The organism is Vibrio sp. B183, from assembly GCF_000740665.1.
GTDB classification, from domain to species: Bacteria; Pseudomonadota; Gammaproteobacteria; order Enterobacterales; family Vibrionaceae; genus Vibrio; species Vibrio coralliilyticus.
In genome coordinates, this window is sequence record NZ_JPQB01000039.1 from 23,029 (window position 1) to 35,966 (window position 12,938).

13 protein-coding genes are annotated in these 12,938 nt (G+C 44.5%); 2 read left to right on the top strand and 11 right to left on the bottom strand.

The features are described from left to right. Positions 1 to 18 precede the first annotated feature (18 nt). Entirely contained in the window at positions 19 to 1,122 is a 1,104-nt protein-coding gene (locus IX95_RS24890) for a phosphatase PAP2 family protein (RefSeq protein WP_038164916.1), read from the top strand. Here the strand turns inward: IX95_RS24890 and IX95_RS24895 are convergent. Then, positions 1,103 to 2,011 carry a LysR family transcriptional regulator gene (locus tag IX95_RS24895; protein ID WP_038164920.1) on the bottom strand — a complete coding sequence of 303 codons (909 nt, stop codon included), beginning with the start codon at positions 2,009 to 2,011 and terminating at the stop codon, positions 1,103 to 1,105. The two genes, IX95_RS24890 and IX95_RS24895, sit on opposite strands and share 20 nt — an antisense overlap. A 104-nt stretch (positions 2,012 to 2,115) precedes the next feature. Between IX95_RS24895 and chrA the strand changes: the two genes are divergently transcribed. Next, positions 2,116 to 3,261: a chromate efflux transporter gene (chrA, locus tag IX95_RS24900; RefSeq protein WP_038164923.1), complete on the top strand. Its 1,146-nt coding sequence runs from the start codon at positions 2,116 to 2,118 to the stop codon at positions 3,259 to 3,261. Positions 3,262 to 3,316: 55 nt separating this feature from the next. Here chrA and IX95_RS24905 read toward each other — a convergent pair whose 3' ends face one another. Genes IX95_RS24905 through IX95_RS24950 form a run of 10 tightly spaced genes read right to left on the bottom strand, consistent with a single transcriptional unit; the run spans position 3,317 to position 12,935 of the window. Continuing rightward, positions 3,317 to 4,336: a tetratricopeptide repeat protein gene (locus tag IX95_RS24905; RefSeq protein ID WP_038164926.1), complete on the bottom strand. Its 1,020-nt coding sequence runs from the start codon at positions 4,334 to 4,336 to the stop codon at positions 3,317 to 3,319. Positions 4,337 to 4,350: 14 nt separating this feature from the next. Then, the gene (locus tag IX95_RS24910) at positions 4,351 to 5,298 is read right to left on the bottom strand and encodes a type II secretion system F family protein (RefSeq protein WP_021455741.1); all 948 of its coding nucleotides are present in this window, start codon (positions 5,296 to 5,298) and stop codon (positions 4,351 to 4,353) included. 1 nt (position 5,299) lies between these two features. Further along, entirely contained in the window at positions 5,300 to 6,268 is a 969-nt protein-coding gene (locus IX95_RS24915) for a type II secretion system F family protein (protein WP_038164931.1), read from the bottom strand. An 11-nt stretch (positions 6,269 to 6,279) separates the two neighbouring features. Next, positions 6,280 to 7,758, bottom strand: coding sequence for a CpaF family protein (locus IX95_RS24920; RefSeq protein WP_038164933.1), 1,479 nt, complete (start codon positions 7,756 to 7,758; stop codon positions 6,280 to 6,282). Between the two features lie 28 nt (positions 7,759 to 7,786). Beyond that, positions 7,787 to 9,010, bottom strand: coding sequence for an AAA family ATPase (locus IX95_RS24925; RefSeq protein ID WP_038164936.1), 1,224 nt, complete (start codon positions 9,008 to 9,010; stop codon positions 7,787 to 7,789). 11 nt (positions 9,011 to 9,021) lie between these two features. Further along, the gene (locus IX95_RS24930) at positions 9,022 to 9,507 is read right to left on the bottom strand and encodes a TadE/TadG family type IV pilus assembly protein (protein WP_038164939.1); all 486 of its coding nucleotides are present in this window, start codon (positions 9,505 to 9,507) and stop codon (positions 9,022 to 9,024) included. Then, positions 9,504 to 9,947, bottom strand: a complete 444-nt coding sequence (locus IX95_RS24935; RefSeq protein ID WP_051912659.1) for a TadE/TadG family type IV pilus assembly protein — start codon at positions 9,945 to 9,947, stop codon at positions 9,504 to 9,506. The genes IX95_RS24930 and IX95_RS24935 overlap by 4 nt, the downstream gene beginning before the upstream one ends. Further along, the gene (locus IX95_RS24940) at positions 9,944 to 11,173 is read right to left on the bottom strand and encodes a Tad domain-containing protein (RefSeq protein WP_038164946.1); all 1,230 of its coding nucleotides are present in this window, start codon (positions 11,171 to 11,173) and stop codon (positions 9,944 to 9,946) included. Before IX95_RS24940 ends, IX95_RS24935 begins: the two co-directional genes overlap by 4 nt. 17 nt (positions 11,174 to 11,190) lie before the next feature. Next, the gene (locus tag IX95_RS24945) at positions 11,191 to 11,460 is read right to left on the bottom strand and encodes a hypothetical protein (protein ID WP_038164950.1); all 270 of its coding nucleotides are present in this window, start codon (positions 11,458 to 11,460) and stop codon (positions 11,191 to 11,193) included. Positions 11,461 to 11,471: 11 nt separating this feature from the next. Beyond that, complete coding sequence (locus tag IX95_RS24950; protein ID WP_021455733.1) at positions 11,472 to 12,935, bottom strand: type II and III secretion system protein family protein; 1,464 nt, start codon at positions 12,933 to 12,935, stop codon at positions 11,472 to 11,474. Positions 12,936 to 12,938 lie beyond the last annotated feature (3 nt).

Sequence of the window (12,938 nt, forward strand, 5' to 3'; positions counted from 1 at the left end):
ATAAGACCTTCATTTTAAATGGAACCTTTGATTCAGACTTCGCAATCCTCGCAATGGCAACATATAAAAACGGCTCTTTATCAGGACCGATTTCTTTATGGGTATGTGTTTGTAACCACGTTACTCTTATATGCGCTGTCTTTCCTTCTCGGTAACGACACTAAGTTTGATTTCAACCCTTTTATCTATCTCGCAACATTAGTTCAAGTTTGTTATGTCTCGTTTCTAGTTTGGGCAAGCGGCTATTTTTTGTATTTGCTTTACCACAAAACACCGCATCCACTAGCTCATTTCTTTCAAGCGATAAAAGGGTTCTTTCAGCCTCTATCTCAAGCGGTCAGTTTTATTCTACTGGTGTTGGCGCTCAACCTGACTTTTTCCAGCTATACATTTCTCAAGCCACTGATTCCTGAAATTAACCCATTTCAATACGATGCACTGTTCTACGACCTAGACAAGTGGCTTCACCTAGGATACTCACCATGGGAGCTGACGCACTCCCTCTTCAGCAGCGCGTTCGCAACAAGCTTGCTTAATTTTCTTTACCATCTTTGGTTCCTACTCATGTGGGGCTCAGTACTATTTTTTATTGTTCGACGGGACCTGACCAAACTACGGACCCAATTCCTTATCACCTTTCTTACCAGCTGGCTTCTTATTGGGGGAGTTGGCGCCATACTTCTATCTTCAGCAGGGCCTTGCTACCTACACTTGCTAGATCCTCAAGCGCTTCAATATGAACAACTAATGCAAAGGCTTGAGGTGCAGAATCAGCAACTTATTCAGAATGGCTGGTTCGGCTTATGGGCGTTAAATGTTCAGGATACTCTCTGGCAAATGCACATAAGCGAAGAGCCGGGGATTGGAGGAGGTATCTCAGCGATGCCGAGCATGCATGTAGCGATAGCTGTCGCCATGGCGCTGGCCGCTTATCGACGCAATAGAAAACTAGGGTTCGTCATGTGGAGCTATGCGTTAGCCATACAAATTGGCTCCGTCCACCTCGCGTGGCATTACGCAATCGACGGATACTTGAGCTTTATTTTGACAATCGTAATTTGGAAGCTAGTCGGATGGCTGCAGACTCGATTCCGCCGAACAATTACTTCACAACTCGTGTAACGATATTGCGTAACCAGATACTCTTTTCTTCATACTGGTTAGCGCTAAGAAACAACAACTTAATGTCGAAGTCCGGTACCTCCAAGGGAGCGGCAACCGCTTTTAAGCTGTGGTTATACATTTCCATTTCCGCAAATCTTTTCGGGACGATACAAACCATCTTCCGGCCAATCAACAACTTCCGAATGGTCAAAAAATTTCGAGAGGCCACACCAACTCTTCGCTCATGACCCATTTTAGCCAGCTTTTTATCCACCTGAGTTTCCAAGCTGCCATCTGGGCTAACTAGCGCATGTTCAACAGACACAAACTGTTCCAGCGTCAAAGGGTTCTGATGATCGAAGGTAAGTGGGTCAAACAAACACAAATGCCGTTCAGAATAGAGATATTGAGAGACGAAACGACGATTATGGTCATCAATACTACCAATGATTGCATCGATCTGTTCGCTATCTGCTATCGATTGGTAGTTGCTTCTGTTCACGTTAAAAAAGCTAATTTGTGAATGAGGCGATTCGTTCTTAATCGCATCAAATAATATCGGGGCAAAAAGTTGCTCAGCATAATCCGTCAAGCCAATTTTCCATACACCACGATAGCTTTTGGGGTCGAAACCTTTCTTACTCAATAAATCGTTTTTAATACTCGCCAATAGATTATGAACAAGTGGAGCCATGTCATGAGAGCGCTGTGTCGGTTCCATACGTGCGCCTACACGCTCGAAGAGGGGGTCATCAAACAAAGTACGCATACGTTGTAGGGTATGGCTCATAGCTGATTGGCTGACATAACACTCCTGAGCCGCTAGGCTCACGCTTTGTGTATCGTATAAAGCCTGAAAGGCGACCAAGAGATTGAGGTCAACGCCTTTCCAATTAAACTCTTTCACAGCAATCCCATATTATTCATACATCATATTAAAACTATTAATTGGAATCATTTTAGTACATTTCTTACAGTATGCGCAGTATTTGTTCTAAGAGTAACCAGACGATGTTGTCTATTTTTAAAACCTTTTTTTGGCTTGGTTGGATAAGCTTCGGCGGCCCCGCTGCCCATATCGGCTATTTTCGCAATACCTTTGTTGAAAAGCTCAAATGGCTTGACGATAAAGAGTACGCACAAATTGTCGCTCTGAGTCAGTTTCTGCCTGGACCTGGTTCCAGTCAGGTTGGCTTTGCTCTAGGTTACAAACACGGCGGATTGCCCGGCGCCTGCATGGCATTTTTGGGTTTTACCCTCCCTTCAGTTCTTATCATGCTGGCTCTCGCTGTACTCAGCAGTCAGCTAACGGAGACTTCCCTATTCCAAAATATCGTCCATGGTCTAAAGCTTTTAGCGGTTGTCGTTGTGGCAGATGCCACATGGGGAATGTACAAGAACTTCTGTAAGGAGAGGCTATCGGTCACTCTGTGCTTAATTACCGCCATATCACTTTTGGTCTTCCCCGGTATTGCTACCCAAATGTTGGTTCTGGTTATCGCAGCGCTTGTCGGTATGAAGTACTTGGGCAGTCAAGAACAAGGCCCCCAGACACGTTTTGAACCATCGGTGTTCCCTCTTGTTTTATTTGTTGTGCTGATTGTTGGATTGCCTTTTGTTGCTCAAAGCTTACCTGCTCTAGAGTTATTCAGCGATTTCTTCCAAGCAGGCAGTTTGGTATTCGGCGGGGGGCATGTTGTCCTACCATTACTACAGAATATTGTCGGTGACCAGCTCAGTCAGGACGCTTTTCTGACAGGGTATGCTGCGGCTCAAGCAGTACCGGGGCCAATGTTTACCTTTGCTACTTACATTGGTTATGAGTTGTTACCACAAGCTCCTATTGCAGGTGCATTGATTGCCACTCTGGGTGTTTTTTTACCAGGCTTCTTACTACTTTTAGGTGTGCTGAAAAACTGGCAATCCTTAGCCAAGATGCCCAAGGTATCGGGGGCTGTAAACGGCGTAAATGCAGCCGTTGTAGGTTTATTGGTTGCAGCTCTCTATCAGCCTGTATTTACCAGCGCGGTCATGAGCCCAATTGATATTTCATTTGTTCTGATTGGCTTTTATCTGCTTAAGCAACTGAAACTGCCGATTGTCTGGATGGTCATCTTCTTTATGGCAGCGGGTATTGCAGGTGGGTACCTCGCTTAACGACAAGGCAAGAAACTAAACTAAGCAAAAGGGAGAGCTAAAGCTCTCCCTTTTATTATTCTGCTACGGCAACGACTTCCGCAGCTTTCTCTTCCCTTACCATAGCCAATGCTTTTTCAAGGTTTTCATTCGCTACCTTGTAATAGGAAGTTTTGGTATCTATTGCTTGCTGCAAGTACGGAATCGCCTGATCGGGTTTACCCTGTAGGATCAAGAAATATCCGACATTGTTTAAGGCTTCTGGCTTTTCCATATGCTTAGAGAACACGTTCACTGCACGAGTAATCTCACCTTTACCCAAGTAAATCAACGCGAGATTATTCAGTGCTTTTTCGTTTTGCGGGTCTTTTTTCAGTGCTTGTAAAACGAAACGTTGCGCTTTGCGATAGTCACCCGACATATAAAAGGAGTAACTTACGTTTATCAAGGTCTTGATTGAATCCGGCTTTATGCTCAAGGCTTGTTTATAAAACGCTTGTGCCAATTTATGATCTGTATTCAAATCTGCAATCACACCAAGGCCCATATATGCATATTCAGGTGAGTAGTGATCGACTTTAAGTTCGATTACTTCCTGCGGTTTCACCAAGTCCTTTTCATTGAGAGTTTTGTTGCTCTTGAAGCGAATCTGATCGGCATTAATTGAGCGAAGAAAATAGCTCTTACCCAAATCTAAATCACCCGTTTTGCTGTAGATCGTTCCTAACTGCTCCAACACCTCAATATTGTTCGGGTTTTGCTCAACAGCTAACAAGTAGGCTTTCTCAGCCAAGGACAAATTTCCTCTCGACTGATGAATTCGACCGATGTTGTACAGAGAACGGTCTTTATACTGGCCGTTCTCAAACGATAAAGAGCGAATATATTCGTAGAGAGCTAAGTCGCTATTTCCCGCACTTAACGCGGTGTCACCTCGTGTAATCGCTTCTTGCTCTGTTTTGGGCGGCTCATCGGAGGACAGAGAATCAATTGGCTTACCTTCATATAGCGAGGTATCGATACTCGGTTCATTGGATGCGCAAGCTGTCAAAAACAACATAGACAGAGAGAGCACTATAAGATGAAGTCCTTTCATAACTTGCTCCTTAATTAGCCATTACCTAAAGTCGAAGTGAACAGCAACATAGATGGGCCAATCGCTACAATAAAGAAGCATGGCCAGATAAACAGCAACAATGGGAAAATCATTTTTGTTGGAATTTTTGCTGCAATTTCTTCGACTTCCTGATTTCTTTTATCTCGATAGTCTTCCGTATATTCACGCAATGTTTGCGATAAACTGCCGCCAATACGCGAAGCGTGAGCCAACATGGTAACCAGCCCTGCAATTTCATTCAGACCAGTACGTTCGATCAGGTCTTCAAACGCATCTGACATTTCAATACCTGCATTAATCTTGACACACACAGTATCCAATTCATCCGCAAAGTCTGGGTGAGAGATAGTGAGCTCATCAGCGACTCTTCGAAGCGCGGAGTTAAAACCCAGCCCGGATTCGGTACATACCACCAGCAAATCCAATGCATCGGCAATACCGCCTCGAATTTTTTTCTGACGCTTTTCAACTTTGTAGTTAAGCGCCATATTTGGTGCATACAAACCCGCGCCTGCGCTGACTGCCATTACCAAGTTCAACATCGACATATCAGGAGCGAGAAAATAAAAACCAGCAGCCATTCCCAAACCAACAACTAGTGACATCCCCTTGAAGGCATAAAAAACGGTCAAAGCGTTAGCGTCGTGATACCCAGCATGCATGAGCTTTTGACGAATACTTTCACTCTCTTTTGAGTTAGAAGGTTTCATCATTGGTGCTAGTGACTCAAGCGTGTTATCAAACTTACGACCTTTTTTCAGTTTGTCAGCACGAGTCGAGTCCCTTAGTTGTTCTAACTTAGCTCTCAATGGCGACTTGGAGCCAACCAACAACAAAGACAAAGTGAACACAATCAAGATGGTGGCGAGTAGAATGAGCCCGAGAAATACAGTCTGTTCATCTAGGTTGTAAGCGGTAAATTGTTCAAATAAGTTCTCCATGCTACACCTCAAAATTAATGATGTTGCGGATCCACAAAGAACCAATAAACAAACTAACGACACCACCACTCACCAAAGTCATTCCTCTTGGATCGGTGTATAACGGCTCGACATACCCAGGGTTAATAAAGCTAAGGAACAGAAACAACACAAAAGGAGACAGCACTAGAATCCAGGCAGACAAACGACTCTCAGCCGACAACGTTTTGATTTTTCGCTGTAATTTAAACCTTGAACGTAACACCTTAGATACTTTTTCGAGGTTTTCCGACAGGTTCCCCCCAGTCTCCTTCTGCAATAGCACTGCACTGGAAAATGCCAGCATAGAGACCGTTGGAGTCCGCTCTGCCATCTGCATGATCGCCATACGCATGTCATAACCGTAATTAAGAAGGTTAAAGGTATTCTTAAACTCAATACCAATCGGAGCAGGCATCTCTGTCCCTACTTCATTGAACGCTTGCGTTACGGGCTGACCGGCTTGAAGCATACGCCTCATAATATCTAACGCTTCTGGAAGCTGTTCCTCAAACGCTGAAAGCCGATCCGAAATTTTCTTATTGAGCCAAAAGTAGAGGCATACCCAGACACCCACAATTGCTGCTGCACCAACATAGATTGGCTGACCGATTAACAAGACAATGAAAAAAGCACAAACAGACAAAATAGACGTCACCATCAGAGTCTGAGTTAAACTCCAGTCATAGCCTGAAAGCTCGATCATTTTCTTTAGCGATGAAAACACCTCTATCTTGACAAGCTTTCTATCCAGTGGCGTCAAACTCTTCAAGTAGTGCTCTTGGAGTAAAGAACGAGCTTCTTCGTCTAACTTAGATTGGGACTCTCTCAGTCGGTCAGACAGTTCCTTATGCTTCGCCTTGCTACCCGCAGCTGGGAGAATCAGTGCCTGCGATATGAATACAACCGCAAAGAATAATAGTATGAAAAATAGCGTGGCATCCTGCTGCATGACTCCCCTCCTTATGAGTAAGACTCATTAAAAATATCAAATGGCAAATGCATCCCTTTTTTAGCCAATTGGTCATGGCATTGAGGGACAACCCCAGTCGCAGTAAAGTGACCAATGACGTTGCCTTCTTCGTCCATTCCTTTTCGCTGGAATTTGAATATTTCGGACATGGTAATGATTTCGCCTTCCATGCCGTTTATCTCACAAATACTCACCATACGACGCTTACCATCTTCTTGACGCTCCATTTGAACGACAAGATGAATCGCAGAAGCAATCTGGGACCTAAGGTTTTTGGCCGACATGTTCCAGCCCGCCATCGCAAACATATTCTCAACCCGCGAAAGAGCATCGCGTGGTGTATTGGCGTGAATGGTTGCCAAAGAGCCATCGTGCCCCGTATTCATTGCCGCCAACATATCAACCGCTTCAGCGCCCCTAACCTCACCAAGCACGATTCTGTCTGGTCGCATACGTAAGGAGTTTTTCACCAAGTCTCGCTGGGTGATTTCACCTTTACCTTCAAGGTTGGCAGGTCGAGTTTCTAAACGCACCACGTGTGGCTGTTGAAGTTGAAGTTCAGCGGAGTCTTCTATGGTGACAATGCGATCATCAGATGGGATAAAATTAGAAAAGATATTCAGTGTTGTGGTTTTCCCTGAGCCGGTACCGCCAGAAATCAGCACATTCATCGCCCCCCGAACGGCGGCTTCCACAAACTTTGCCATTTCCGGTGATAAGGAATTGAAGTTCAGGAGATTGTCCATATTGAGCTTTTCAACCGCAAAGCGACGTATAGACACCGATGAGCCATCGAGAGCTAAAGGAGGAATAATGGCATTAACACGAGAGCCGTCGATTAAACGCGCATCCACCATTGGTGAGGCTTCATCGATGCGTCGACCAACTTGGCTAACCACTCGGTCGATGATGTTTCTTAGATGACGCTCATCAAGAAAGGTATAAGGCGTCAGCTCAAGCTTACCTCTGCGCTCTACAAACACATGCTTTGGTCCATTAACCAAGATATCGGAAACAGTAGGGTCATTGAGCAGTGGCTCCAACGGGCCGAGACCAAACACCTCATCTTCGATTTGTTGTATCACCCGTTTACGACCTTCAGCACTTAAAGCGTGTGTCTGATCGTCCGCCATCAGTTGCACGATAGCGTCATGTAGCTCTTTTCTGGCTCGGTCTTTCTCTAAGCTTGCCAACAGTCCCAAGTCAAGAGTTTCAAGCAATCTCTGGTGATAATAATGCTTAACCGCTAATTCTTGTTCTAATTGCTTCTTCGCCTCTTCAACAGCATGCTCTTTGGCTTCAGCTTCCAACTTTCGCCTTTCTTGAAAGGTTTCAGTCGCTTCCGTGTTTACCTGAACGTCTAAAGTAACCGTAGGGGTCAAATCTTGTTGCTGTGGTTTTTGCTGTTCTTCTGCTTCGGCAACTTTTTGCTGTAGTTCTGGGTTTATATTTTTCCTTTTAAAAAACATAAAGAGTCCCTTTTATGCACAATGCCAACTATGAAAATAGTCTTTTGAACCAACCTTTTTTGACTTCCTGGTCGGGTAATAGAGTGTTGGCAAGTTTTCTGACAGACTTAGCGATTGAGCTGCTTTTCTTAGCTTGAATAAATGGACGACCAAGATTGGCACTTTCGATAGCAACCTTAAACTCATTGGGCACAGTGTGAACTTCAATATTACCTACAGTATCCTTTACATCTTTGAGTTTGATTGACTGACGTTTTTCATATCTATTAACCACCACCTCCATCTGCTCTTTGGCAACACCAAATTCAAACGTAAGCAGTTTTAAAAGTTGAGTGGTATTTTTAATCGCTACTAAGTTTTGCTGGGTAATTAGAAATATTTTTGTTGCAGGGGATATCACCGATGCAAACAGTCGGTCTAACCCTCTAGATAAATCAACGATAACGTAAGGGTAGCGCTCCCTCAGCAATGGGATTAACTTGTTCATATGGTGGGCTTTATCAAAGTTATCGTGGCTATTTTCTCTTTTAAAACCAATAATATGTAGCCCTGATTCATGTTTAGTCACCAGACTACCTAGCGATACATCATCCAAATCAGCAACATTGGCAATAGCATCCGCTAACCCATAAGTGCTGTTGACGTTCAGATAGTCTTCAATCACTCCAAACTGCATATCCAAATCGAGGAGCAAAACTTCATCAGGATGCCTTCGGGCCACCGTAATTGCAGTATTGAGCGCCAACATAGACGCCCCAGCCCCACCTTTGGTGTTCATAAACACCAATAACTCACCAAGATTGCGATTCGCCACTTTTTCTTCGGCGACGTTTTTTAAAAGAGGAACGAGCTCTTCGAGAGTCGCCTTGTCAGAAATAAAGTCAGCAGCCCCTATGCGCAATGCAATTTTGAGCGCCCCATTATCACTTTCATTACCAAAGACAATCAGTGAGGCATCATGATTACCATCATGAGACTCAGGTGCTTCAAACTGCTGCAGCTCAACAATTTTCTGTGCCCAGTTAGGCCCAGTTTCAACAAAAATAAGATCAGGTGGAGAAAAATGAGCAAGGTTCCCCACGACCAATCCATGGAACGAGATCATTTCGAAGCTAATGCTTTGGCACTTTGAAAGCTCATGGCTAATGTGCAGATGAAAAGCATCAGACGAATAGAATACCCAAACTGTTAAGCTCGTTTTTAATCTGATAGGACTCTCTCCATTTGGAGTTAGCTTAACCGCCTCTCCCATATATGTTTCTCCTAGCAATCCGTGCTATTGGCTGGATTTGTCGGCGTCTCTCGATGATGCCCCAAATTCTCCCTCGGACGAGTCGTTTCAAATTCAGGTACGGCCAATAATCCCGTTAAGCTGACAAAGCTTAGTAAACCTGTAAATTGGTAATCAAAATCAACAACTCTCGCCCTTACATATTCAATTGTAGAAAACACATCGTTATCTGTCAGAGTTCCCGTAACAACATTTCCTGAAGCATCAAGGTACTCCACGGTTAAATTAGCTGCCGTAAAACCAACTGGCGCGTTATCAGACAACGCGAGCCCTGGTATGTCGTTTTGGTCTTCCACACGGCACACAACGGCAAGACGTGCCGCAACGCGTGTCATATCATTTACCACTTGCAGCGAATACACATAGCGCCCCACTTCAATCACACCAAAGATGATGAGCAACAACGTGGTCGACACTAGGGTAAATTCAATGATCGTGACCCCTTTTTGCATCTTCATGGCGCTGTCCTCATCGTGGCAGAGGCATTGAGGGGAACACTAAAGTTAATTGATGAACTAAAACCAGAAATAAGCGGGGTATAGGTATGGTTTATCGTGATCGTTACATATCCGCTGGCATGGTTAACCGACACATCTGAAGCACTGATTCCTGACATCAAAGACGTTGAACCTGAACCTGTATGGCCATATACAACCATATTCTTGATCTCATCAACATCTGCAATTTGATCATAAGTTGCTGTGCCTGTAACCCCAGCAGTCGCGTAACGAATACCGCTCTGCGCCATTTTATTTAGCGTTGCATATTGGATGAATGCGTTCCCAAACTCTGTGATGGACATTAAAACCATCATCAAGACAGGGACGGCGATAAGCATCTCAACTGCTGCTAAACCTTTTTGAGTTCGATGCCTTAGAGAGATAATTGGATACATCATGATTCCTCCCCACTAGGATCTTTGTACAACACAATGAGATAAGGTCCATCACTACTGGAGTTCTGACCTGGATTCCCTCCTCTAGCGGAACAATCATCAATGTATTCACCAAACACCGGTTCTTTACTACCGTTACTGGATGGTGCTTCTTGAAGCATGAAAAAGCACCCTAGAGCAGTAACCGTAAATGAAGTTGTCCCCCCACTCGCAGTAGAACAGTCAACAATTGGAACAGCTAAAATTCTTCTATCATGTTGGCCTCCCGATGCAATTCGGCAATCGGAATCCCCCGTGCAATCGGGCAAAGCATCTTGGTAATCATCGTAGCTCCAAGGCGTTCCTCCAGCACCGCTAGTATCGGCATAGACAATATTGCCATCGTTATCTAGTGTGGCAGGAGTGGATGGCTCTTTTACGTAAATATCTGGTGGGTAATCACTGGAGGAAACACCACCACCACCATATATACCCAAACGTGTATTCAAGCCTTGACCAACAGGGCCAATAGAATTACCCGGTTTAGTTGTCACAATATCCCCAATGCCAACACTACCCGCATATTCACCGGCTAGACCTTGCCTGACAGTACTCGCACCGGATCCAAAATCCAAAAGTTGATAGTTACCACTCCCCATAGAGCTTAGGTTTTGGTCGGCTAGCTTGAGGGCATACAAATCTCCCGGTGTATAACCAGCCGAACCTCCATCATCTCCTTCGCATATTGCCATAGGTACAACATTCACAGCAGCCGCACCTGGACTTGGACCGGCCACCGCACTAGCCCCTAGCTGCTTATTGACTCCAAAAATACCAGCAAAGAAGTTATCTAGTGGGTAAGAGCTTACAGTGACTCGAACATAAGTATCCAAGTTAGCGTCGTAGCTTGCCTGAGGGAAAATACTGGGGTCATTGGAATATTCAATGGACACACTGGCAGACGAAAAGTCCATCTCATCATTACCTGTCGCACCAGCCATATTGCTCAATGTGGTATTGGCCGCAGATGTGGCATCTGCATTTGTCCCTTCACTATCCATAACAATTGCCGCAGCCAGTGCCGCCGCATCAACACTATTTTGCAATCGTGTTTTGTTCAGAATTGCGTGGTTTACGTCTATTGACAAGGCTGCGATACCCATCAGAGAGAGCATCGCAACAGTGACCATGACTAATACTAAGCCTTTTTGCCGGTTTGGCGTTCCCCGACATCGCCTTGCCAAATTCATAGTGGTTTCCTTAAGGGCTATTTACTCTGCCCTTCTTCAACAAATTGACTTTCGGTCCCTTCCAGATCCATATCCTGTTTACCGGTATAAACCTGATAAGCCCCTTCCATTCGCTCACCACTGCCCGTTGGAATGACACCCAAATTATCTCGGGTGGCATTCAAATTATAAGTTTGCTCAGTTTTAAGTTTCGCTACATGAGCACCTAGTCTTTCAGCGTTATTCACACAACCCAAGAGCAATAATGATGAGCAAAAAGCGCTAATGATTAATAGATTATTATTCATGCTAATCGTCCCTATAAGCTGTGACCAAATGTGCCTTCTGTTCCACCCTTAGAGTGGTCAATAAAGCTTTCATCTTTTACCTGCTGAGTCTGATGAGGACTGTCCGGGGCAATGTATGCACCACGGCCTAGCAAGTAATATTCAAAGTCATTTGGCTCAACGAAGGAGTCTGTTGGCAGTGAAACTTTGTTTCTATCCACAGGCCTTGCCAATCTTGGAGTCACTAAAATAACCAGCTCAGTTTCACCTGAGATGTATTCTTGGCTATTAAACATTTGCCCTAAGATTGGGATATCACTAAAGCCTGGCATTTCTCCCACAATATCCCTTACGTTTTCGCTAATTAGGCCTGCGATACCAATGGTTTGGCCATCGGCTAGCTCTAGCGTCGAAGATGCACTTCGTCTTGTAATAGGAGGGATAACATAGGTCGTATTCGTCAGATCAGGACTAAGCGTTAATGAAGATGTATTGGCAATTTCACTGACATCGATTGCAAGGTTGAGGTTGATCTTCTTGTCGCTTAATACCGTTGGAATAAATTTCAAACCCACACCGTATTCTTTGTACTCAATAGTGATCCCGTCATCATCCGGCACTGGGATAGGAAACTCACCACCAGCCAGAAACTCTGCTTTTGCACCGCTTAGTGCCGTCAAGTTAGGTTCAGCCAGAACTTTCGCTGAACCGTTTTGCTTAGCAATATCTAAAGCAAATGAGAACAAGGTATTGCTATCGATGAAAGAGCCAAGCAAGCCTGTATTCTCAATGGTTGGCGAATTGAAGACCGGAGAAACCGCGGTGGTTGTAGTAGGTAACGAGCCACCAGCAGAGGTGCCTCCCCATGAAAAGTCACCACTCTGTTGTAGAAAGTGGAAGTTCGCATCAAACTTTCTGACCAAACTTCTTTGTACTTCAGCGACGGTCACTTCCAGCATCACTTGCTGAGCACCACCAATCGTCATTAAATTTATGACGCCCGTTTTCTCAACTTGCTGACTCAGCGAAATGGTCTGCTTATCTGCCTCTTCACCAGCGGCATAGGTTTCTGCAACCCTTAACGCAATATTCATTGCCGCCTGATTGCTGATTTGACCACTTAAAATAAGACGATTCTGAGCACTGTGTACTTTGATCTCTTCATCCGGTAAGAACTCAAATAACTTCGCTTTTAAGCTATTGAGATCATGGGTGACCTCAATATTGATCGATTCAATCAACCGTCCGCGGCTATCCCAAGCCATCAGGTTTGTTGAACCTAGCTTTTTACCGATTAAGAAAACTTCATTGGATTTAAGCATCACAATATCCAGCACTTCTGGATCACCCAAAGAAACTCGCTTAGCTTTACCGGCTAAAGTCACATGAGTGGATTTATGATGAGGAACCCGTACCGCTTTACTGGATTGGGTTGCCGCATAGGTACCAGCTGCACTGAAACACAATAATGAGATTAGAATTATTAGATTTCGCATGGT